Genomic DNA, 24,175 nt, shown 5'->3' on the forward strand with positions numbered 1-24,175 from the left:
TCATTAAAGTGAAACACCGCGTCTCCAAGGAATGAAATCGTCTTGACCAAGCTTGACAGCCTTTGGTTGACAAGTTCCATTTGCCACTTCGATAACATAATCTAAAATACGATGAGCAGCTTCCTCTATGGTCTCCTCACCATCAATGATGGTACCACAGTTCAGATCAATAATGTCGGGCATTTTTTGAAAGGTCTTGGTATTTGTAGATAGTTTGACCACAGGCGTTATCGGATTGCCGGTAGGTGTACCAAGCCCCGTTGTAAAAAGGACAATATTTGCTCCAGCAGCCACTTCGGCTGTAGTACTCTCCACATCATTACCAGGAGTGCACAACAAATTTAAGCCAGGATAATTGGCCAATTCGGGGTAATCCACTACAGCAGTAACAGGCGATGAGCCACCTTTTTTTGCTGCCCCAGCTGATTTTATAGCGTCGGTAATTAAGCCATCGCGAATATTTCCAGGTGAAGGATTCATGTAAAACCCTGAACCATCAGCCTCCGCTTTTGCATTATAGGTTTTCATCAAATGCATAAATTTCTCCGCTGTTGGTTCATCGATACAACGATCACTTAACTCCTGTTCCACACCACACAATTCGGGAAATTCAGCCAATATAACCGAACCACCCAGGCTAACTAGTATATCGGAAAGATAGCCTAATGCAGGATTTGCAGAAATACCTGAAAACCCGTCAGAACCACCACATTCCAGTCCTACACAAAGCTTATTCAACGGAGCAGGCTGCCGCTCTTGCAAATTAGCCTCCGCTAAACCTACAAAAGTCGCTTTAATCGCTTTGTGCATCAATTCCTGTTCCGTTCCTTCAAACTGCTGCTCAAATACAAAAAGTGGCTTGTCAAAATTCTCATCTCTTTTCTTAATCTCGTCCCGCAAAATAGACGCTTGCGCATGTTGGCAGCCCAGGCTCAACACCGTAGCTCCTGCCACATTCGGGTGCGTGATGTAACCTGCTAAAAGTCCACACAGGGCATCTGAATCCATGCGTGTTCCACCACATCCCATATCGTGATTTAAAAATTTAACTCCGTCTACATTAGGAAACAACCGCCTTTTATCACGAGTAGCTTTAGCGGAAGAAAGATCAATATTCAGTAAATCATCTGTAGAAGCTCCTGACTGATAACGAGAAATTAAAGCATCCACTTCCTCCGAGTAATCCTTCGATTCTACCTGATAACCCAATTTCTCTTCCAAGGCAGCTTTCAAGGTCAAAACATTTCTATTCTCACAAAAAACCAATGGGATCACCAACCAATAGTTTGCCGTGCCTACTGTCCCATTGCTTCTATGAAAGCCATTGAATGTACGGTTTTCAAACTTCGAAACATCAGGTTTTGTCCAAGCTAACTTTCTACTTCCCATTTTAAAATCATCGGACGCATGCCGAAGATTTTCAGTTGTTATCACCTCTCCTTGGTCAACGGCATTGTTCATTTTCCCCACCAAAACGCCATACATAAAGACAGGAGCATCTTGCTCCAAAGCACTAATCGTGAATTTATGTTTCGCTGCCACGGCGTTTTTAAGTAGAAAATGTGCCCCTTCAAAATCGACCTCAAAACCTTTCGGCAAATCGCGCAAAGCTACCAATACATTATCTAGAGGATGTATTTGTAAGTACGACAATCTCTCTCTCTCCATTATTATAAAGCAAAAATTTTATTCATTAAAACCCATTTCTCTCCTTTTTTGGCTCCCGGGATAGCCTGTTGATACTTCCACATCAACTGTTCCCATTCTTGAACCTTGGCATTGGAAGCATCCATGTCCGCTTTCTCCTCAAATGTAAAGCTTTCATTAACCTCCATAACCATAAACAACCGATTTGCAAAGCGATAAATCTCCATATTCGCAACACCTGCATCCCGGATAGAATCTCTAATTTCCGGCCATACATCACGATGATATGCATCATATTCTGCGATCAACGCCTCATCATCTATTAAGTCTAGTCCTAAAGCAAATCTTCTCATTCCCATTATCTTTTATTTCTATTAATCAAATCATTAACGCCAATCAACGTCTACCAAAATTAATGTCCGCCTGCCGTTTCACTCACATGACTTTTCCGGTTATTCCAAGCAAACAGTGCTACGACGATAAAACATAGCAATACCACATAATACGCTAATTGAAAGCTACCTGTAGAATCAGACAACTGTCCTAAAACTGGAGGTAATACTGCTCCCCCCACAATAGACATTACGATCAAACTAGACGCTGACTTCGTATCGGCCCCTATACCCTCTACGCCAACAGCAAAAATTGTAGGAAACATAATAGACATAAAAAAGGCGATTCCTATCAACGCATAAAGCGTCAACATACCTGTACCATAAATTACGACCAGTGTTAACACACTTGCCAACAAAGCATATATAAGCAATAACTTGGTTGGTGCGATATAACGCATGAAAAAAGTACCAATAAAACGTCCTAACATAAAAGCTAATCCCGCCGCTCCAGAATAGTATTTTGCATCAGAAGGAGCCACTCCCGATACATCTGTTGCAAACATCACCAGAAAGCTTAATACACATACCTGTGCACCAATATAAAAGAATTGTGCGACGACCGCCCAACTCACGTTCTTATGCTTAAACGCACGAAAAACACCTCCAGAAGATGTTCCTTCCTCCTCTTTTTTATCGGGTAACTTAGTAAACACGAAAACAACAGTAACAGCTAGAATTATTAGCCCTAAGATAAAATATGGTCCTTTTACCGAAGCTGTTTCCGTTTGAATATAAAGATTTCGAGCCTGCTCACTCAAAGCCGCGATCTCCTCAGCAGATTTCGGCTCTTCCGTCAAAATATATTCTCCCCCCACAATAGGAGCTAAGAACGCAGCTAATCCATTAAATGACTGTGCAAAATTAAGCCGCTGAGTGGCCTTCGTTGGATCTCCCAACACGGTCATATACGGATTTGCAGCAGTCTCCAGAATGGTCAGACCACATGCTACAACAAATAAGGCCCCTAGAAAAAAGGTGTATTCCATGGTGTTAGCCGCAGGAACGAACAAAAAACAACCAATAGCAAACAGCGATAATCCTACAACTATACCGGACTTATAACCAAACTTTTGCATAATTAAACCTGCAGGAATAGCTAATAAGAAATAAGCGATAAAAACAGCAGAATCAACCAAAGAAGCTTGAAAATGAGAAAGGCTAAAAGCATTTCTTAAATGAGGTATAAGAATAGGATCTAGGTTATGAATAAATCCCCAAAAGAAAAATAAGGAAGTTATCAAAACAATTGCTAATGTGTATTTTTTTACTTGTGCCATAGGAATTATATTGGAGTTGTAAAACTAAATGAAATCTTCCGCTAGGCATTGAACAATTTTACCGTATTATTAATCAATTTTAACATCATTAAACTATCTTTACCCGATTTATTTGAATAAATTAATTAATATCTATTTTTTCTTTGTGATTCAATAGCAGTTCTCATGTATATCCAACGTCTAACCCATACATCCACTTCGCAGCAAGCGATTACCATCAGGCATGATCAAACACCACAAAACCACAATGTATGGCACTCGCACGCAGAATTAGAGTTTATCTACATCAAAAAAGGCGCTGGTACATTTTTCGTTGGCGACTCTATTCAACCTTTTTTAGATGGATTCATCGTCTTAATCGGCTCCAATACACCTCATTATTGGCTTTTCAATGAAGAATATCTTAACACCACATCCGACTATCGAGCAGATATTCGCGTTATTCATTTTAAAGCTGACTTCCTTGGAAATGACTTTTTAAAGCTCAATGAAGCTAAGAGTATTCGCCAATTGTATCAATTTGCACAACGGGCTATTGGATTTTCACAACCGGACGAATTCGTTCGCCATTTTTTCGAAAAACTCCATTTAGAAACACCCTTACAGCAACTGACATCGCTGCTCAATGTACTTGAATATATGAAAACAAGCCCCGTTACCATCAATTTGGCAAGTGACAAGTATAACAACCTCCCGCAGCAAGAAGATCATAAACGAATAAATAAAATACTTGAATACATACGGATACACTATAAATATAAAGTTAAACTTGATGATATTTCACAGGTTGCAGGCATGACTACCAATTCCTTTTGTCGTTACTTCAAACAAAAAACAGGCAAAACGCCAGTCCAATTCATCAACGAATTCCGCATTGGACAAGCATGCCGTTTACTAACGGAGACCGACCTTACAATAAAAGAAATCTGCTATGATTCGGGATTTCAAAATTTTGTAAGCTTTCATAAAATCTTCAAGGAAGTCATAAAAAGCACACCATTATCTTATCGCGTATTATTTAGAAAATAGAGTTTTTCCATTTCTTACCATACATCAATGTACAATCACTTCAGATCCCCCACTTTTGTTTCAGCAAAAGAAACAAATATTACAACATGAAAAATCTCATTAAAATTTTCTTCGCTTTAGCGATTCTCAGCAATGTAGCGCAGGCTCAAGTAAAATGGTCTGTAGATCCAGCGCACACGAATACACTCTTCTCTGTCAACCATTTAAGCATTTCTATGGTCGACGGACAATTTAAGAAACTAGAAGGCGCTGTTGAAACGAAATCAGCGACAGATTTCGATGGTGCTGCAGTTAATTTCTCCATCGATGTAAACAGTATAGATACACGCATCGAAGCGCGCGATAACCATTTAAAAAGCGATGATTTCTTTAACGTAGAAAAATTCCCAACGATCACCTTGAAAAATGCAACATTAAAAAAAGCAGGCAAAGGAAAATATAAATTAACAGGCGATTTAACAGTGCGTGACGTGACGAAAAAAGTAACATTCAACGTTGTACAAAACGGCAACATCATTACTGATCCATGGGGAAATACACGTGCTGGATTCACCGCAGAAACAACAATCAACCGCTTAGAATACAACATCAAATACAATGACATTTTACCTTCAGGTATCGCAGCTGTAGGAGCTGATGTAAAGATCATTGTGAATGTTGAAATTGTAAAAAACTAAATTCACATCCACTACTTTAATCCCCGTTTCCGAGAGTGTACGTAGCTTTTCGAAAACGGGGATTGTATATATCTATACACTAAAAACACATTAAAATAACCCTGACAGCATTCTTAAATTATTTTGTATACCAGCACAAATTATTTAAGTTTGGAGAGGAAACACGCAATCGTATCTATGCAAACTCTTGTTCTAACAACTGCAGGTCTATTTGGAACTTCAGCAATCATACTCGGGGCCTTTGGGGCACACGCTTTCAAAAAAATATTGCCAGAAGACAAACTGAGTTCCTTCGAGGTCGGTGTACGTTATCAAATGTACAGCGCATTGGCCTTACTCATCATCGGTTATAACAATGATTTTCTACTTGCTTCACAACGTTGGGCATTTTACGGTATAGCGATTGGTACCTTGCTATTCGCTGTCAGCATCTATTTTCTAGCCTTTGCAAATTATTGGAAAGCCAATCTAAGATTTCTAGGACCTATTACGCCATTGGGAGGCTTACTCATGGTAATAGGATGGATAGCACTTATTGTAAGTTTCTATTAGAACACTTATATTTGCTTCACATAGGCAATGATATCTGCCTTTAACCGCTTTTCAGCTAATGATATCTACTTTATAACAAATTTGAAAAATTTACAATTTGTAAAGTATGATACATTTTATGGCAAATAATAGACTCTCTTTCGTAAAATGGGTTATTGTTATTCTTCTGACTTCCTTCATTGTCGGTAGCATATCCGCTCTTTTTCTTTTCCTTCTCCAGCTAGTAACTTCCTTTCGCGAAAACCATCTATTGATACTTACTTTTTTACCTATAGCTGGTGTATTTATCGTATGGTGGTACCAATATTATGGAGGACCGGCTCAACAAGGAAATAATCTTTTGCTCAAAGAATACTACCAACCAAGTGGCAAGGTACCTATAAAAATGGCTCCAATGATTATTGCAACGACATTGCTCACTCATTTGTTTGGTGGATCGGCAGGTCGCGAAGGTACAGCCGTCCAATATGGAGGCACAATTGCTTACCAAGCCGTAAGATATTTCATTTTTTCAAAACAAGAAAAGAGAATACTATTACTATCGGGTATTGCAGCCGGTTTTTCTTCCCTATTCGGAACCCCTTTTGCAGGCTTTGTATTTGCTTTAGAACTTGTTCAACGGGGCAAAAAAATCCGATGGAAGGCTATCATCCCTGTACTTGCCACCGCCCTTTTATCCAATTGGACCTGTAGTTTATATGGAAATTTACACACACACTACCCTTCCATTAATAACCTTCCTACAATAGATGTTAAATCCATTTTATATATCGGAATAGCTGCTGTGTTATTTGGTTTAACCGCTCGGCTGTTCGCCCTATCGTCTGACTTTTTCAGTCATGTATTTAAGAAAATCAAGCAGCCCCTCTTACGTCCATTTATTGGTGGATCCATCGTCTTGTGTATAGTATTAGCCTTGCAGGACACAAAATACATCGGATTAGGTATCCCCACTATTCTTACGTCCTTCGAGGAACCTTTGCCGATCTATGATTTCTTCTTAAAAATACTTCTGACTACGCTAACCCTTAGTTCTGGTTTCAAGGGTGGAGAGGTAACGCCTCTATTTTTTATTGGGGCGACCCTAGGCAATGCGTTGTTCATATGGATTCCGCTTCCCATGGCATTGTTAGCCGCCACTGGATTCGTCGCTGTTTTTGCGGGTTGCACAAAAACGCCACTTGCCTGTACCATTATGGGGATAGAACTTTTTGGTGGGCAAGCTGCTTTATTTTTTCTAATAGGGTGCTTTATCAGTTATCTGGCATCCGGAAAACGCGGTATATACAGTGCTCAGAAACAGATTCTATTTTCTAGATTGTAAACCAAAATTTGCGATAAGCATGCTTATCGCAAAACCGGAATCCTCCTCTTAGAGTTGTTTATACAATTCTAGATACTTTTCAATTGCCAAACGTTTATCCGCTGTTAACCGAAAATCAAGATTCTTCGTAAGATATGTTTTATAGTCAAAATTATCATACAGCGGCAGTCCAGGAATAACATCTTCTGGATGAGAAACCCCTTCTGCCAATGCAGCATTGAATGCTTCTTCAAATTCCTCTGGAAGCTTCTTATTGGCCACCCAAACAGCATAAGCAAAAGGCAATCCGGTCATTTCCTTCCAATAGTAGCCTAAATCATAAGCAAAGGGGACAGTTTCTTTCTTTCCAAATGTCCTATCACCAATCAGTACATAAGCATCCGCATTTCCTTCCGTACGTATTTCAACTTCCTTCTTCCAGTAATGCTTAAGTAAAATTTGAGCAAGCCCATTGGACGTTCGAGACTGTTTATCCAACAAAAGAGTTTCAATTTCGTGGGCAGGCTTCTCGGAGAAGATAAAAACGGAGTCTACAGCCCCGTCACTTCCTATACAATAATCACCTATAATATGATAGTCCTGTAACTTTGTTAAAGCGGCAATTGGAATAATACCCAAATCCACTTCATCCTCAATAACTTTACGAGCACATTCACTAGGATAGTCTACGACAAGATCTATCTGTGCCATCACATCCGAGTTTCTAATTCCCTGCAAAAAAGGAAGAGTATTGGTATAAGAAACAGCGGATACGCTGATTTTATTCATTTACAAATTTTCTAAATGTTTAACGTTATAATGATCAATAATCTTGAAACCACTATGATCATGTTCCAATACATAGAGCGCTGTATTGGTATGAGGAAAATCATCCATAAGAGACACGGGCACGTTGGTCAGATGACAAAGCATTATACGAAGTGCCCGACCGTGCATGCATACGAGTACTGTCTCTTCGTCCTGTTGATTCAACATATGCGCAATAGCAACCTTTTGACGAGTCACCAACTCATTGGGAGATTCTCCCTGGTCAATACGAAGATCCAATTCCCCGCTCCGCCATGCAGACACCACTTTTTCAAATCCAGTCATAATAACCTCGTCCTGCTCCATCCCCTCATAAACGCCCCAAGATATCTCATCCAAGCCTTCCAATTCCTCCGTAGGAATACCGTCGGCAATGAAGCCTTCAACAGTCTGTTTCGTACGAAGTAAAGTCGATATATAGACTTTGTCAAAAGGAACCTCTTTAAATGCTTGATAAAAAGCGTTGGCTTGCAATTTTCCGGTTTCATTTAAGGGAGAATTCACACCCCGACCTTGCACAATGCCACGGAGGTTTAGATCGGTCTGGCCGTGACGAATAAAATAAAATGTCTTCTTCAATGTCAATTAATCTACTACAGGTAAGGAATAATAATTTGCTTTCTTCTCTTGTTCAAAAACAAAGTCTTTATAGTCAGTGACCACATTATACAGCGTATCACGTTCTATGGGATGTCGTCCCACATTTTTAATAAGTTCTACCACTTGTTGTGTCGTCATCCCCGGATGTTGTTCTTCCGCTCCAGCCATTGAATAAATTTTAGTAGTATCATCTAAGGTCCCATCAATATCATCCACCCCAAATGCCAAAGAAAGCTGTGCCGTATCACGGGAGATCATAGCCCAATAAGCCTTAACATGATCAAAATTATCCATAAAAATGCGGGATACCGCGTAGTTTCTCAAATCTTCAATCACCGAAACTTCTGGAATATCCGACATCTGATGGCCTTGGTTTCTAAATTTCAACGGAATAAACGTTTGAAAGCCCCCTGTCTTATCTTGTAATTGACGTAACCGATCCATATGATCCACACGGTGCCAAAACTCCTCAATATGTCCATACAACATGGTCGCGTTGGTACGCATACCTAATTTATGAGCCTGTTCGTGTATATCCAACCATTGTTCCGCTGTACATTTGTCACCAGCTATCTTTTCCCTAACATCGGCATGAAAGATTTCAGCTCCACCACCGGGCATAGAATCGAGCCCACATTCTTTCAAATAACGAAGGCCATCATAATGACTTAATTTCGCTTTTTTAAATATATAGTAATATTCAACGGGTGTCAATCCTTTAATATGGAGATCGGGACGATGCGCTTTACATCTTTTAAAAAACTCAGCGTAAAACTCAAGATTCTGTTTGGGGACAACACCACCTGTAATATGAACTTCCGTTACAGGCTCGTTATCATACTTGCGTATAATATCCATCATGCCATCTACATCCATCTCCCAGCCTTCCTCACGTTGTTTGATCAATCTAGAATAGGCGCAGAATTTACAATCATACACACAGACATTCGTAGGCTCAATATGGAAATTTCGGTTAAAATAAGTATAATCGCCATGCTTTCTCTCTCTGATGTAATTTGCCAGTACACCTAAATACCCCAGTTCACCCCGTTCGTACAATAAAACACCCTCATCGAAAGTAATCCGTTCTCCGTGAAACACTTTTTTGGCTATGTGTTTCAGTCCAGCATCTAAATTTTCATCTTGAATTAAAAAATCAAGTTTTTGCGTCGCATTCATTTCTGCCTCCTAACTAAACAAATGTACCAATTAGCAAAGAAAAAAGCGACTTTCCAATCGCTTTTCTATGTTAATCAACAAATTGTTGCATGTCTATCAATCGTTTATATAATCCATCCTGAGCGATCAGTTGTTGATGGCTTCCTTCTTCTACAATATTACCACCTTCAATCACTACAATTTTATCTGCATTCTGAATCGTGCTTAACCGATGTGCAATAACAACAGTTGTTCTATTTTCCATTAATTTATACAAGGAATCTTGCACCAGCTTTTCCGATTCGGTATCCAAAGCAGAAGTCGCTTCGTCTAACAACATAATCGGAGGGTTGCGCAAGACGGCACGAGCAATACATATACGCTGACGTTGCCCCCCAGAAAGCTTGGCCCCACGGTCACCAATATTTGTTTGATATCCATCTTCCGTTTTAACGATAAAATCATGTGCATTAGCTATTCGCGCAGCATGTTCAACCTCTTCTTGTGTTGCATCAGACTTCGCAAAAGCGATATTATTAAAGATAGTATCATTAAACAAAATAGACTCTTGATTTACCGTACCAATCAACGAACGAAGAGACTCTTGACTAATATCACGAACATCTATACCATCGAACAAAATAGCGCCATCTGAAACATCCATAAACCGAGGCATAAGATCCACCAATGTAGATTTTCCTCCGCCAGAAGGACCAACTAAAGCAACCGTTTTGCCCTTCGGAATTTCAAGATTAATATGATTTAGTATCCGCTTATCGCCATAGGAAAAGTCAACGTTACGAAAGGAAATAGACTCTTTAAAATGACTGACAACAGTAGCATTCTGTTTGTCCGTGACAGCACTACGTTCATCGATAAGATCCAGCACACGCTCACCTGCAGCAATTCCGTTGTGGATATTTGAAAAAGCATCCGTTAATGCTTTAGCCGGACGCATAACCTGCGAAAAAATAGCGATATACGTAATAAACTCCGAAGCTTTCAAATCCCCTTCCCCACTAAGAACAAGTCCTCCGCCATATAGCAAGATAACAGCAACCATAAGGACACCCAATAATTCGGAAACCGGCGAGCCCATTTGCTGACGGCGCACCATGCGTCGCATAATTTTCGAATAATACTCACTTTCACCATTAAAACGATCCTTAACAAAGGATACAGCATTAAAGGCTTTTATTATTTTAATTCCCGAAAGTGCCTCATCGAGGTACGATATCATATTTGCGTAAGACTGTTGCCCCTCTCTCGCCTGCTCTCTCAGCTTCTTAACTATACGCGAAATAAAAAAAGCAGAGACCGGAATAACAGCCAATGAAAACAAGGTTAATTTTGCAGAAAGAGCAAATAAAACGACGATATACGCAATAAGCTGCAAAGGCTCTTTAAACGCAACCTGAAGTGTCGATGTTACAGAAAACTGTACGACCTGAACATCAGAAGCGATCTTAGCCATTACATCTCCCTTACGGCTATTGGTGAAATAGCCTAAATGAAGGTCCATTACACTATTAAAAACCGATTTTCGAAGATTTAGCAAGGTATGGATACGGAGATTCTCCATAATACGTTGCGAAAAATAACGAAACAAATTGCTAATAAAAACCGATGCAACAATAACGATACAAACGTACTTCAATGCTTCGTAGGGCCCGATATCGTAGTACAGTTTATCGGCATAGTAGGTAAACCATCCTCCGATATCATCAATTCCATCCGGTTTCTGCGCAAGGTCGGCCGGTGCTAAATCAGCATCGCCAGTACCTTTGAATAAGACCTGTAACAACGGAGCCAATAGCGCTAAGTTCAGCGTACCAAAGATGACGGTGACAATCGTACATATAATATACGGGATAGCATATTTTTCGATTGGTTTCGCGAAAGATAACAGCCTAAAGTATGTTTTCATGTATTATGTTAAGATTACAAAAGTAATAAAACCCACAAGATTTAAAAATCCTGCTGCCCGTAGAATTACTTTATAAGTTTTTTATCAAATGAATTAACAACCTACTACGGAGGCCATAAAAGCTTTCCTGTTGCTGTGAGGGCTTATAAAATAAACGATTTTATTGCATTCATTTGATATTTTGGCATTAAATAAGCTTTTTTATTGCTTTTAATCTGTAATTTAGGCGCTAAATTTCAAAATCAACACTATGCAAATTGAGGTTGCTAAAAGGCTACAACATACCGAGGAATACTACTTTTCAAAGAAGTTAAGAGAGATTGATGAAATGAAAAAAGCTGGTGCCGACGTCATTAACCTAGGCATCGGCAGTCCCGACCTTCCTCCACATCCCGATGTCATCGCTGTATTGACGGCAGAAGCTGCCAAATCAACGGTACATGGATACCAAAACTACAAAGGGGCACCTCAACTTCGTACGGCCATAGCCGATTGGTACGCACGTTATTATGATGTTACGTTAGATCCTCAAACAGAAGTCCTTCCGTTGATAGGATCTAAAGAAGGAATTGTGCATATCTGCATGACTTATCTGCAAGAAGGAGATAAAGTCTTGGTACCCAATCCAGGATATCCAGCCTATACAAGTGCCGTACGTGTCAGTGGAGCTACCATCGTACCTTACGAATTAAAAGCAGACAGAAATTGGCAGCCCGACTTTGATGCATTGGAGCAGCTCGACTTATCCGATGTAAAAATGATGTGGATAAACTATCCGCATATGCCCACAGGAACACTAGCGACCAACGAACTGTTTGAAAAGCTTATTGCATTTGGAAAAAAACATAATATCCTTATTTGCCATGACAACCCGTATAGTTTTATTTTGAACGAACATCCACAAAGCATCTTATCCATTCCAGGAGCTAAGGATGTTGCTTTGGAGCTTAATTCCTTAAGCAAGTCCTCGAACATGGCGGGTTGGCGAATCGGCATGCTGCTTGCTGACAAAGAACGAATCAATGAAATCCTGCGATTTAAGAGTAATATGGATTCAGGTATGTTTCTTCCATTACAGCTAGCCGCTGCCAAAGCACTACAGCTCGACAAATCATGGTACACACAGTTAAACAGTGTCTATGCCGCTAGGCGGGAAAAAGTATTCCAGATTATGGACCTGCTGCAATGCACTTACGACAGCAACCAAGTCGGCCTTTTTGTTTGGGCCAAGATTCCAGACAGTTATTCCAATGGCTATACGTTAAGCGATCATGTATTATCACAAGCGCACGTATTCATTACACCCGGCGGTATTTTCGGAGATGCAGGCGACAACTACATACGAATTAGCCTATGTGCCACAGAAGAAACACTGGATAGCGTCATAAAACGCATTCAAGAAACGATATTGTAGTACCTTATTTTATTTAACGACATGAATATAGCTATAGTCGGTGTGGGTTTAATCGGTGGTTCCATTGGAATCCGTTTAAAACAGACAAACTTCTGCAAAAAGATTATTGGTGTAGAGCGAAGCGAACTCAATCAACAAAAGGCATTACAGCTAGGACTTGTAGACGAGATTCTCAGCTTAGATGAAGCTTTAAAAAGCTGTAAAATCATCATATTAACCGTACCGGTAGATGCAATCTTATCCCTGTTGCCCAATTTATTGGATAAAGTAACGGATCAGGTCGTTATTGATATGGGCTCCACCAAAACAAACATACTAAAGCTTATTTCTGAGCATCCACATCGTGGTCGTTACGTTGCGGCACACCCTATGGCAGGTACCGAATATTCCGGTCCCGAGGCAGCAGTACCGGGCTTGTTCAAAGATAAAATGATGGTTTATGTTGAGGCATTCAAATCCGACGAAGACGCGTTCGAACTCGCAGACGCATTGACAGATCAGCTGGAAATGAAAACCTCTTTCATGAACGCTGACGAACATGACATGCATACGGCCTATGTATCTCACATATCGCATCTAACTTCTTTTGCGTTAGCACTCACCGTTTTAGAAAAAGAAAAGTCACAGGGTCGAATTTTCGAACTGGCTGGTTCAGGATTTCAATCTACGGTACGTCTTGCAAAATCTTCACCGGATATGTGGACACCAATTTTTAAGCAAAATAGAACCAATGTACTGGAAGTATTAGAAGAACATATCCACCAGCTACAAAAGTTATATAGTAAATTGGAAAAAGAAGATTACGAAGGTTTACATAAACTGATAAAAAAATCAAATAAAATCAAACGTATTATTAAATAATGGATTTTTTACCCTTAGCGAATAATATTGTACATCTGCAACCTCTTCAAAGATCCGATTTTGATCGTTTGTATGCTGTAGCATCAGAGAAAGAAATTTGGGCGCAACACCCCGATTTCAACAGGTATCTTCCTGCAGGATTCCAAATCTATTTCGACAAACTCATGGAGACAGACATGCCTTATCTTATCTTCTCTAAAGAAGACGGAAAGATTATGGGTGCCACATCTTATTATCAATATGATGCAGAAAAACGAGCGGTTTCTATAGGCTTTACATTCTTAGCGACTGCATACTGGGGAGGCAAATTCAATCGAATAATCAAATCGTTGCTTCTAGACCATGCTTTTCAATTTGTGGATAAAGTTGTCTTTCATGTTCGCGAAGGAAATCTTCGATCACAGCATGCCCTGATTAAGCTAGGTGCACTAAAATCCAGTGAATATCCGGCTCCAGCAGATCCAACTACGGTACAATATGAATTTGTTCTTACGAAAGAACAATGGGAAAATAACTAAGGGGAAACGCTTTTTTTATCAAGTATTTGCAAAAAGCAGAACAATAGCTTACATTTGCTACCATATTAATAAATGATGACCTATTTGTTTACACATCACATTCATTTTCACCATCGCCATTGTGGCGATATGTAATGTTATGTGTTTCTACGTGAAGCAAAATACCCCCAAGTTATATTTCTTTTTATTAATAGTCGTAAACAATAATAACACCCCTTTATTTTGAAAAATCTTAAAATCGCTATCCAGAAATCTGGTAGATTGAATGAAAAATCGGTACAGCTTCTTAAGAATTGTGGACTAGATTTTGAAAACTACAAAAGCTCCCTTATTACTACCGTCAATAATTTTAACTTAGAAATACTTTTCCTAAGGGATGATGATATTCCCGGTTATGTAGCACAAGGTATCGCAGATTTGGGTATTGTTGGCGAAAATGTGATTGATGAAACACAAGCAAAAGTAAATTACCTACAGAGACTTGGTTTTGGTAAATGCACGTTGAAAATCGCAATATCAAAAGATTCAACGATCGAAACTCTTCAAGACCTAAACGGAAAGTCAATTGCAACCTCCTACCCTATTATACTGCAACAATTCTTAGAAAGCAATCAAATTCAAGCCGACATTCAGGAAATTTCCGGTTCCGTAGAAATCGCTCCAGGGTTAGGCCTAAGTGATGCCATCTGTGATATTGTATCTACAGGGGGCACTTTAAAAAGCAATGGATTAAAGCCTTTCGCTGATGTTCGGAATTCCGAAGCGATCTTAATCGGTCGCGCAGGATTAGAAGAAAACCCAATTTTAGGAGAGCTGTTGCAACGTGTGCAGTCCGTTTTGAGAGCGAAAGAAACAAAATATGTGGTTTTAAATGTAGAAAAAACTAATCTTCCACAAATTACTGAATTATTGCACGGGGTTAAAAGTCCCACAGTTGTTCCGCTAGCAGAAGAAGGCTGGGTAGCTGTACATACCGTCATAACGGAAGATGATTTCTGGGATAAAATTAATACATTAAAGGCTGCTGGCGCACAAGGAATTGTCGTTATGCCTATAGAAAAAATTATTCTGTAATGCTAAAACAGTATAACTTAGAGCAGCTAACAGCGGTGGAAATCGAGCAGTTGGTTGCTCGTAACACCGATGCGACGCATGCCATTCAGGATACAGTACTTCAAATTATTGAGGACGTACGTCGTGATGGCGACCTTTCGTTGAAGGCCTTAGCTGCAAAATTTGACAAAGTACAGTTAGAAAAGCTGTATCTGGAAAAAGAAGAAATTGAAGAGCTGGCGATGACGATAACACGTGATCAACAGCGCGCATTAGAAATAGCCTTTCAAAATATACATAAGTTCCATAGCGCACAGCTTCGTAAAGAGCGAACCGTAGAAACTATGCCTGGTGTAAAATGCTGGCGAGAGGTACGTCCGATCGAAAAAGTCGGTTTATACATCCCCGGAGGATCTGCGGTTTTACCGAGCACCCTGCTCATGTTGGGTATTCCAGCCCGCATTGCTGGTTGCAAAGAAATTGTTGTCTGTTCCCCGCCTCAACAAAGTGGAAAAATCAATGGATTCGTAGCCTACTGCCTACAATTGCTAAAAATAGACCGTATTTACTTAGTCGGTGGCGCACAAGCGGTCGCTGCTATGGCTTTTGGAACAAGCAGCATTCCGAAAGTGGACAAGATTTTCGGTCCAGGCAATCAATTTGTCACCAAAGCGAAGAGCCTCGTTCAAGGGATGAGCAATGTCAGTATTGACATGCCTGCCGGCCCCTCCGAAGTATTAGTTATTGCAGATGAAACCGCTAATCCGCAATTTGTTGCTGCGGATTTATTAGCTCAAGCCGAGCATGGCCCCGATAGCCAAGCAGTGCTTGTCGCAACATCTTCAACCCTTATAGCCGCTGTAAATACGGCGCTAACAGAACAATTGGCTATTTTACCACGTGCCGAAATTGCAACCATGGCTATTGAAAATTCCTATGCGGTACTCGTGGCAAGCCTCGATCAGGCGATGCAATTTTCCAATACCTATGCGCCCGAGCATTTGATTCTAGAAACAGACCAATGGCAATCCTTAACTGCCAAGATTATCAATGCAGGATCTGTGTTCTTGGGGCATTTAACGCCCGAGAGTGCAGGTGATTATGCATCAGGCACAAACCATACCTTACCGACATCGGGTTATGCACGTTCTTACTCGGGCGTATCCGTTGATTCATTTGTAAAGAAAATAACCTTCCAACACATCAGCGAAGAAGGCTTAAAACAAATTGGATCAACCGTTGAAATCCTTGCCGAACTGGAAGGTTTGCATGCACACAAAAATGCCATTACCGTCAGAAAATAAACAAAAAAAATAGGGGCAGCTATCGCGTAGCCCCTTTAATTTTAATATATTTGCACTTTATTTGAGCGACGGCGCTGTGACTTCATTGTTTTAACACCTGTCTAACAGATAATTAAACAAACGAACAGCTTTTTTATGGCAGACAGTAAAAAACATATTGTTGTTGTAGGTGGTGGATTTGCAGGTATTAACTTCGTAAAATCCTTGGGCAACGACTCCCGCTACCACATCACCCTTGTGGACATCAACAACTACAATTTCTTTCCTCCCCTTATCTATCAAGTCGCTACAGCTTTTATTGAATCTTCAAACATCAGTATGCCTTTTAGGAAGATGTTTAGAAGACATAAAAATTTTTCCTTTCATCTGGGTAAACTACTAAATATTGATAGTGCTAATAATGCCATCGAGACAGATACCGGCATTATTAACTATGATTATTTGGTATTAGCAGTTGGTACCGAAACGAACTATTTCGGTATGGAAAGCGTGAAGAAAAATGCTTTCCCAATGAAGAATATCACAGATGCTTTGGCTATTCGTAATAAGATCCTTTTGAATCTTGAAGAATATATACAACGCAAGGACGAACCAAATAGAGATTCTTATCTCAATATCGTTGTTGCGGGAGGAGGCCCTTCAGGAGTTGAAATATCCGGTATGATCGCCGAATTAAGTGACAGAATTGTCAATAAAGAATATCCAGAACTGGCAGGTCTAAAACCAAAAATCCATCTTGTCGATGCGGCTCCTGTTTTGTTGGGTCCAATGAGTAAGGTCGCTCAACAAGAAGCAAAAGACGTTTTGGAGAAATTAGGCATCCAGATCACATTAAATGTTGCTGTAAAAGATTATCAAAATGATGTCGTTCTTTTAAGTGACGGCACCGAGATTTCTACAAAGACTTTAATTTGGACATCAGGTGTTATCGCAAGAGAGCTACCAGGACTACCTGCTGAGAAATTCGGTCGCGGAAGACGCGTACTTGTCGATCAGTACAACCACGTACAAGGATATGACAACATTTTTGCAATCGGCGATATTTGTTTCCAGACTACAGATCCAAAATTCCCGAATGGTCACCCACAACTGGCACAGGTTGCGATGCAACAAGGCGTTTTGTTGGCAAAAAATATTAAAGCAATAGACGAAAACAAGAGTCTCAAATCGTTTGCGTATTGGGACAAAGGAAGTATGGCCGTAATATCCCGGTATCGTGCTGTAGCAGATTTACCAAACTTCTCTTTCAAAGGTTTATTTGCTTGGTTGACATGGCTTCTTATTCACCTTGTGCCTATCGCTGGTTTCCGAAACAAATGGAAATTATTAGGTAATTGGATTTGGTCATTCTATTCAGCGAATTCAGACTTACGTGTCATTGTTCGTAGTGAACGTAAGCGAGATGCTAATGAAGTTCGTACAAACAACTAGTTCTAGAGCTAGTTATACAATAAAAAATAAGGTCAATTTAAATTGACCTTATTTTTTATATCCTTATTTCTTTTTCTTTTTAGATTTTGTATCCTTCTTTTCTATTTTCTTGAGGACACCTTCCACAATCTTCTTCACTTTTTTCACCAAGCCATCTTCAGTTTTCTTAACTTTCTCTTTACTTTTCTTATCCTTTTTAGATTCAGCTTTTGGTTTAGATTTCACAACCTTCTCGGCTTTCTTATCGTCCTTAGCTTTCTTCTTCTCTGCAATTTTTCCTTCTTTAACTTTTTCTTTCACTTCACCTTTGTAAGCCGATTCTTTCTCCAGTTTAGCTTCCTCTTTCTTTGTAAGCTTTGCTTTATCCTTAGTCTTTTTAACAGCTTCTGGCTTTGCCACAGGTTTCGCTGCTTCAGCAGCGGTACTTGAAGCAGACTTCGCTGCTACTGAAGGCTTAGCTGCAGGTTTTGCTGCTGCTGCTGTAGTCGATGCTGGCTTTGCCGCTGTCGAAGGCTTAGCTGCAGGTTTTGCTGTTGCCGCTGTACTTGGAGCTGATTTCGCTGCCGTAGAAGGCTTAGCTGCTGGTTTCGCAGCAGTCGCTGTACTTGATGCAGGTTTAGCTGCCGTCGAAGGCTTAGCTGCAGGTTTTGCTGCTGTAGCCGATGCTGGCTTTGCCGCTGTCGAAGGCTTAGCTGCAGGTTTTGCTGCTGCCGCTGTACTTGGAGCTGATTTCGCTGCCGTAGAAGGCTTAGCTGCTGGTTTCGCAGCAGTCGCTGTACTTGATGCAGGTTTAGCTGCCGTCGAAGGCTTAGCTGCAGGTTTTGCTGCTGCCGCTGTACTTGGAGCTGATTTCGCTGCCGTCGATGGCTTAGCCGCCGGTTTTGCTGCTGCCGCTGTACTTGGAGCTGATTTCGCTGCTGTCGAAGACTTAGCCGCAGATTTTGCTGCAGTAGCTGTAGTAGAAGCTGGCTTTGCCGCTGTTGAAGGCTTAGCTGTAGGTTTTGCTGCAGTAGCTGTAGTAGAAGCTGGCTTTGCCGCTGTTGAAGGCTTAGCTGCAGGTTTTGCTGCTGCTGTCGTAGCAGAAGCTGGCTTTGCTACCGATTTATCGGTCTCCGTAGTACTTTTCTTTTCCGACACTTCTGGGGTTGTAGAAGAATCCTTTGTTGGAGTAATTCCCTTGTTCTCATTGTTTTCTGTTGCCATCTCGATGATATATTTGTTATTAAACAATAAATGGTCAGCTTTGTTTGCTCTAAACTTAGAGAAATTTATTATTATACACAAAATAATCAGGCTATAATTACAAGTATTTAGTCTTTTTTTATTGTTTTCTCTCCTCACTTAATTTTTGTTAAAACTTAAAAAAAACATTTTTTTTAGTACATTTGTAACCTCAAATACATAACTGGGCTCGACCGGAATTGACAGGATAGCGATGGTTATGTAAGCATGCAGTGCATTGTGAGTCTAGCACTTAAATCTGAACTTTCGACTTTATAACTGGCGAAGAAAACTACGCCTTAGCTGCTTAAGTTAGACTTAACATAGCTATTTGTCCCGTTAGATCCTGTTCTTTGGTTTAACATGTGGGGCATCGAACAATAGAACTGGCCTGTGTAAGGTTGCGCAACATAGGTAAGATAAAGCAACTAAGGAAAACGGTATAGGTAAGCGACTCACCTACCCTTTCCCGACAACTAAAGAGAAGCTAAGCATGTAGAAAGCGTAAATCATACTATGTTTGGACGAGGGTTCGAATCCCTCCGGGTCCACTTAAGGAGACACTTGATAGAAGTTGTCTCCTTTTTTCATACCAATAAAAAATTATGAACCAAGCTCTTAAAGCAGGTTCATTTAGAGTTCGAAAATTTTAACAAAATTTTTTAGTCTTTGGTTACCAATGAGGCGAAAAACAAGGTTTACGGTATCCCTACACTCCTTTTTCATGGGTTCGATATCTCCTTAAGGATTTGTCATTCCAAACACATGAATCGGTATTACAATTTACAGTATTATCTACTATTGTGCTAAATTTTAATGATATTTTTAAAAGTTACAATCCTTTCTGGAATAGTTTTATTAATGCTACATCGCAATATTATTACCAATATTATTATACGAGAAGAATAAAATTATCTATGGTATATAAATTTAGCAAAGGAAAAGATAAGGACAATTCGAAATCGAAAGGTAATGACGAATGGAATAGATCAAATTATTAATAGACCCTATATAATTCTGTTAGCGAGATTGTAATAATCTGAATTCACTCAAAAAACATTAACAGATTTATCCGTTTGGATGGACACGGACAAGACCAGTAAAGATCATTGCTAATTTGCAAAAAAGAAAAGCTTATGATCAACTTAAAAACTTTCTATCTCGCAATGTTCATTGTGGCAATTTATTTTACTGCATCAGCACAGGTAAACACAGCTACAAAATCTGACAGCAATATTAGCCAATTGTATAGACGTTTAGATACTGTGATTCAGAATGAACATATACCCGGTCTACTGGTTGCTATTGTAAAAAAAGACAGTATACTGTACTCGGGTGGACTGGGCTATGCTGATCTTAAACAACGTCGTCAAGTAGAACATCAAACGCAATTTCACTTCGCCTCTGTCACCAAATTTTTCGTGGCAATGGGTATACAACAATTAGTGGCTAAAGGTAAGCTAAAACTCAATGACCGTATTCGTGATATCGCGCCCGAAATACCATTTGACAATCATTGGGAAGCTACAGATCCGGTACGGGTAGTTCACTTACTCGAACATACCGCCGGCTTTGAAGATGTTCAACTCAACAGCATGGTAGATTTAAGCAAAAAAAAGCCTCTTGTTGGTATCGAGGCCATAAAAGCTGTTAGCAATTCGCTTACAGTACGCTGGAGACCAGGAACGATGATGTCCTATTCCAATCCTAGTTATAATGTACTCGGCTATATGATTGAAAAAGTTTCAGGCATGCCTTGGAATAGGTATTTAGAAGAGCAGATTTTTTCACCATTAAAAATGCACAAAAGCTTATTTGATCTTGATGGTACTCAGAGCCCCAGCTATGCTACAGGTTATGGCTTTCAAAATGGGGAATACAGACCAATGCCATTCTATCGTCCTATCGGAAATGGGGCCGGAAGTGCTTTGGTATCCACTGCTGAGGACATGGCAAAATTTATGTTTTATCTGCTCAATGATCGTACCGACAGCAGCTTACTGGACAATGCCGGCCTGAAGGAAATGGAGACCATTCACAGTACCTTAGCGAGCCGCGCTGGATTACAGACCGGATATGCCCTCGGCAATGATCTATTCCCGAATAATAAAAAGGTCAGTTTACGGGGGCACAATGGTAAAGGGGAAGGCTTTGTATCCTGGTTATTCTTTAACCGTAAAGCTGGTATAGCCTATGCGATATCAGCCAATAGTGTTGTCAATCTTTGGCCAATCTCACAGGCTATTGAAGAATTTTTGACAAAGGACATTTCTGCACCAAAACCGGTCAGTCTACCGATAGATGAACAAAAAATTAAACCACTACTCGGATACTATCAATTTATGAATCCCAAAAATGAACGCTGGGAATTTTACAGACGTATCTTTGGCACCATTGAACTAACGGCGGTCAGCAAGGATAGACTCGTCGTAAGAAAAGAAAACGGACAGCTCGATTCTCTTGTCCATGTTGGCAATGGCATCTTCCGGCTAAAAGATGATATTCTCCCGGCTTTTGTGTTAGCCAAAGATCCCAACGGCCAGCCCTTCTTTCAAGGTTATGGCAATAGTTTCTATCGCAAAGTATCTCGGGCTTCTGTTTTAATCCAAAAGTTGCCTATCTATCTTGGACTTATGGCTATTTTAATTTATCTCATCTATAGCCTTATCGGAATATTTGTTACGCTCTTTCGAAAAATGAAACTGATAGACCTAGGCATTCCTTTATTGCCAACAGTAGGAACATACTGTTTTCTAGCCGCTTATCGTCTCATGGGACAAACAGACGCCAGTCATAAAGAGTTATTTGTCTCTTTTAATGGAACAAGTTTTTCCATTTTTCTGGGCATGCTCCTATTTGCTATTTTGGTTGTCGTAAGCAGCTTGTTGCTTTATAGCCGTTGGTCTCGACTGAATCCATTATGGCTTCGTCTGTTCTTAGTCTTAAATAACTTCTTTTTATGCTATCTTGTCGCCCTTCTATCCATCAATGGTTGGATCGGAGTACCCATCTGGATGATGTAGCACCATTTGATCAATTATGTTTAAATTCACGTTACAATGACAACATGTTACGGCCCATGATCAATATACTGTATACCTTTCATGCTTTTTCGGCTGGTGCATTTCTGCTGCTCGGCACCTTAATCTTTTTGGGTGTCAACCACAGTTGTTCCCATACAGACCGGTGGCTTGGGACTTGGTATTATTTGATGGCATGCTTATTTACCCAGCTTTTTCTTGAAGGTTTTCATATCGAGGGCAATGGATTGATCCATACGCTGGAACTCCCGCGATGGGCTACACTCCCATGCTTCTACCTGGCCGTTCACTACATGGTCAAACCAACAGCAAAAATTCGGTATTGGGGACTACATTTTGTTCCATTCCTCGCTTTCGTTTTCTTCTCCATCATCTATTTAATACCCGGATTTTCTAATAGACACATCCATCCGCCTCAATTACCGCAATGGATCATCTTTGCTATCAAATATTTCTTTTTTGCACAATGTATCTTTTATTGGATTGCCTGTTATAACCTCTTTAAAATACACCAGAAAAACATTCGCCAGCTATCTTCCTATACAGAAAAGATAAACATGGCCTGGTTAAAGTATCTATTGATTGCGCTATTATTGATGATTGTTGTCCGTCTGCTGGCTATGGTTCATTTAGTTTTCAGTGCTGTCGCCCCAATTTTATATTTTATGGGCACAGTGGCACTTGGGTACGCAACGCTAACACAACGATCAATTTACACAATTGAGTCTACAGAAAACCTCATCAACGAAGCGCAGCATAAAAAGGTTAAAGCCGAAGAGCGGCTGACAGCACAACAAGTAGACGCATTAAAAGAAAAACTAGTACAGAAAACAACAGCTGAAAAGCTATATCTCGACCCGGCTTTAACACTATCATCCCTCGCGGAACATATCGGAATCAATCCGCATGATCTGTCCTACATCATAAACAATGGACTGGAGAAAAATTTTTACCAGTTTATCAATGAGCTTCGCACGGAGGAAGCGAAAAAACTTTTATTATCCAAAGAGGCCAAGCAACTTGATATGTTTGGAATCGCAATAAGGGCAGGCTTCAATTCAAGAACAACCTTTTATGCCAGCTTCAAAAAAGCAACAGGCATTACGCCGACAGAATATATGAAAGTCCATAGTAAACAATCAAACTAACCCGACGCAATGAAGTTTGTTCGATTGCATCCATTCGGACGGTTAGCCTATCAAAAAGGCCTACTCTTGTATCATATCAACAAAAAAAATTATGATACAATACACCAAACCAAGCGGGTACTCAAGAGCGATCCGCCAATTTTCCAAAGCAACATATGGTCTTCTGGTGGGAGCATGTTGTCTTTTTGCTTCGATTGATACATTTGCACAGTCCAGCCCTAAAGATAGCCCCCAGCAACAACAGTTGGTTCAGCTAAAATCATTTCAAGGTTACTACCAGCTACCCAATAAAGTAGCTTTCATTGCTTTCGAGGAGCAAGATAACAACCTGTATGCGACACAGCTGTGGGATCAGAAAAAAAGATATCAGCTGGTCCGTAAAGATGATACGCATTTTGAATCCAAAAACGAAGGATATGCCATAGAATTTTTAAAGGATGATTCCGGCGATTTTAGCCAAACCAAGATCCTGGGTAGAATTGTATGTGAGCGCGTACCATTTGACCCCAATAAAATTGCGACTCTAACCGCATCCCAACTGAAACAGCTTGCCGGAACTTATCTAAAGGTAAATGACAACAACTTTAAGATTCAAATAGCCCCCTCCTCAACAGGCTTAATGCTTACACAATTGTGGGATAACAAAACAATTTCATTTACTCCTCGTTCGGAATTTTTCTTCCTCAATGATGATGGTACCTTCCCATTAACATTTTCTGTTGCCAATGGAAAGGTGCAGCAAATGCAGTGTTTCGACAATGATCTTTGGCTAAAGACTGATCAATAATCCT

At 40.1% G+C, this 24,175-nt stretch carries 21 protein-coding genes, 1 other RNA gene and 1 riboswitch; of the genes, 14 read left to right on the forward strand and 8 right to left on the reverse strand.

Annotation, left to right across the window (positions count from 1 at the left end; translation table 11 throughout):
• Positions 1–3: 3 nt before the first annotated feature.
• Genes ACSZOX_RS00100 through fucP form a run of 3 tightly spaced genes read right to left on the reverse strand, consistent with a single transcriptional unit; the run spans position 4 to position 3,319 of the window.
• A complete protein-coding gene (locus ACSZOX_RS00100; RefSeq protein WP_437917663.1) occupies positions 4–1,668 on the reverse strand; it encodes a UxaA family hydrolase in 1,665 nt (554 codons plus the stop codon).
• Between the two features lie 2 nt (positions 1,669–1,670).
• Positions 1,671–2,000, reverse strand: a complete 330-nt coding sequence (locus ACSZOX_RS00105) for an L-rhamnose mutarotase (protein ID WP_437918290.1) — start codon at positions 1,998–2,000, stop codon at positions 1,671–1,673.
• A 59-nt stretch (positions 2,001–2,059) separates the two neighbouring features.
• A complete protein-coding gene (fucP, locus tag ACSZOX_RS00110) occupies positions 2,060–3,319 on the reverse strand; it encodes an L-fucose:H+ symporter permease (protein ID WP_437917664.1) in 1,260 nt (419 codons plus the stop codon).
• A 165-nt stretch (positions 3,320–3,484) separates the two neighbouring features.
• Between fucP and ACSZOX_RS00115 the strand changes: the two genes are divergently transcribed.
• From ACSZOX_RS00115 to ACSZOX_RS00130, 4 genes are all read left to right on the forward strand, one after another.
• The gene (locus ACSZOX_RS00115; protein ID WP_437917665.1) at positions 3,485–4,348 is read left to right on the forward strand and encodes an AraC family transcriptional regulator; all 864 of its coding nucleotides are present in this window, start codon (positions 3,485–3,487) and stop codon (positions 4,346–4,348) included.
• Between the two features lie 86 nt (positions 4,349–4,434).
• The gene (locus ACSZOX_RS00120) at positions 4,435–5,025 is read left to right on the forward strand and encodes a YceI family protein (protein WP_437917666.1); all 591 of its coding nucleotides are present in this window, start codon (positions 4,435–4,437) and stop codon (positions 5,023–5,025) included.
• 177 nt (positions 5,026–5,202) lie between these two features.
• Positions 5,203–5,577 carry a DUF423 domain-containing protein gene (locus ACSZOX_RS00125; protein ID WP_437917667.1) on the forward strand — a complete coding sequence of 125 codons (375 nt, stop codon included), beginning with the start codon at positions 5,203–5,205 and terminating at the stop codon, positions 5,575–5,577.
• A 14-nt stretch (positions 5,578–5,591) separates the two neighbouring features.
• A riboswitch (Fluoride riboswitch) is annotated at positions 5,592–5,652 on the forward strand.
• A 43-nt stretch (positions 5,653–5,695) separates the two neighbouring features.
• A complete protein-coding gene (locus ACSZOX_RS00130) occupies positions 5,696–6,901 on the forward strand; it encodes a chloride channel protein (RefSeq protein WP_437917668.1) in 1,206 nt (401 codons plus the stop codon).
• A gap of 48 nt (positions 6,902–6,949) precedes the next feature.
• Here ACSZOX_RS00130 and ACSZOX_RS00135 read toward each other — a convergent pair whose 3' ends face one another.
• The 4 genes from ACSZOX_RS00135 to ACSZOX_RS00150 form a co-directional block, all read right to left on the reverse strand.
• Entirely contained in the window at positions 6,950–7,669 is a 720-nt protein-coding gene (locus ACSZOX_RS00135) for a menaquinone biosynthetic enzyme MqnA/MqnD family protein (protein WP_437917669.1), read from the reverse strand.
• Positions 7,670–8,287 (reverse strand): histidine phosphatase family protein, encoded by a 618-nt coding sequence (locus tag ACSZOX_RS00140; RefSeq protein WP_437917670.1) that lies wholly within the window; start codon positions 8,285–8,287, stop codon positions 7,670–7,672.
• 6 nt (positions 8,288–8,293) lie between these two features.
• Positions 8,294–9,487 (reverse strand): radical SAM protein, encoded by a 1,194-nt coding sequence (locus ACSZOX_RS00145; protein ID WP_437917671.1) that lies wholly within the window; start codon positions 9,485–9,487, stop codon positions 8,294–8,296.
• Between the two features lie 70 nt (positions 9,488–9,557).
• Positions 9,558–11,393 carry an ABC transporter ATP-binding protein gene (locus tag ACSZOX_RS00150; protein ID WP_437917672.1) on the reverse strand — a complete coding sequence of 612 codons (1,836 nt, stop codon included), beginning with the start codon at positions 11,391–11,393 and terminating at the stop codon, positions 9,558–9,560.
• A gap of 250 nt (positions 11,394–11,643) precedes the next feature.
• Here ACSZOX_RS00150 and ACSZOX_RS00155 point away from each other — a divergent pair, with 250 nt between their 5' ends.
• From ACSZOX_RS00155 to ACSZOX_RS00180, 6 genes are all read left to right on the forward strand, one after another.
• The gene (locus ACSZOX_RS00155; protein ID WP_437917673.1) at positions 11,644–12,807 is read left to right on the forward strand and encodes a pyridoxal phosphate-dependent aminotransferase; all 1,164 of its coding nucleotides are present in this window, start codon (positions 11,644–11,646) and stop codon (positions 12,805–12,807) included.
• Between the two features lie 21 nt (positions 12,808–12,828).
• Positions 12,829–13,668, forward strand: coding sequence for a prephenate dehydrogenase (locus ACSZOX_RS00160; protein WP_437917674.1), 840 nt, complete (start codon positions 12,829–12,831; stop codon positions 13,666–13,668).
• On the forward strand, positions 13,668–14,186 hold the full coding sequence (locus ACSZOX_RS00165; protein ID WP_437917675.1) for a GNAT family N-acetyltransferase: 519 nt from the start codon (positions 13,668–13,670) through the stop codon (positions 14,184–14,186). The genes ACSZOX_RS00160 and ACSZOX_RS00165 overlap by 1 nt, the downstream gene beginning before the upstream one ends.
• A 222-nt stretch (positions 14,187–14,408) precedes the next feature.
• Entirely contained in the window at positions 14,409–15,260 is an 852-nt protein-coding gene (hisG, locus tag ACSZOX_RS00170) for an ATP phosphoribosyltransferase (protein ID WP_437917676.1), read from the forward strand.
• Positions 15,260–16,543: a histidinol dehydrogenase gene (hisD, locus tag ACSZOX_RS00175; RefSeq protein ID WP_437917677.1), complete on the forward strand. Its 1,284-nt coding sequence runs from the start codon at positions 15,260–15,262 to the stop codon at positions 16,541–16,543. Before hisG ends, hisD begins: the two co-directional genes overlap by 1 nt.
• Positions 16,544–16,678: 135 nt before the next feature.
• Positions 16,679–17,974, forward strand: a complete 1,296-nt coding sequence (locus tag ACSZOX_RS00180; protein ID WP_437917678.1) for an NAD(P)/FAD-dependent oxidoreductase — start codon at positions 16,679–16,681, stop codon at positions 17,972–17,974.
• A gap of 63 nt (positions 17,975–18,037) precedes the next feature.
• Here the strand turns inward: ACSZOX_RS00180 and ACSZOX_RS00185 are convergent, their stop codons facing one another.
• Positions 18,038–19,177, reverse strand: a complete 1,140-nt coding sequence (locus tag ACSZOX_RS00185; protein WP_437917679.1) for a hypothetical protein — start codon at positions 19,175–19,177, stop codon at positions 18,038–18,040.
• A gap of 204 nt (positions 19,178–19,381) precedes the next feature.
• Between ACSZOX_RS00185 and ssrA the strand changes: the two genes are divergently transcribed.
• The 4 genes from ssrA to ACSZOX_RS00205 all read left to right on the forward strand — a co-directional run bounded on the left by ssrA (position 19,382) and on the right by ACSZOX_RS00205 (position 24,171).
• Positions 19,382–19,749: a transfer-messenger RNA gene (gene ssrA / locus ACSZOX_RS00190) on the forward strand.
• Between the two features lie 582 nt (positions 19,750–20,331).
• Entirely contained in the window at positions 20,332–22,218 is a 1,887-nt protein-coding gene (locus tag ACSZOX_RS00195; protein WP_437917680.1) for a serine hydrolase domain-containing protein, read from the forward strand.
• A 56-nt stretch (positions 22,219–22,274) separates the two neighbouring features.
• Entirely contained in the window at positions 22,275–23,384 is a 1,110-nt protein-coding gene (locus ACSZOX_RS00200; protein WP_437917681.1) for a helix-turn-helix domain-containing protein, read from the forward strand.
• 91 nt (positions 23,385–23,475) lie between these two features.
• Positions 23,476–24,171, forward strand: coding sequence for a hypothetical protein (locus ACSZOX_RS00205; protein WP_437917682.1), 696 nt, complete (start codon positions 23,476–23,478; stop codon positions 24,169–24,171).
• Positions 24,172–24,175 lie beyond the last annotated feature (4 nt).

It is taken from the genome of Sphingobacterium sp. LRF_L2 (genome assembly GCF_965644235.1).
Lineage (GTDB): Bacteria > Bacteroidota > Bacteroidia > Sphingobacteriales > Sphingobacteriaceae > Sphingobacterium.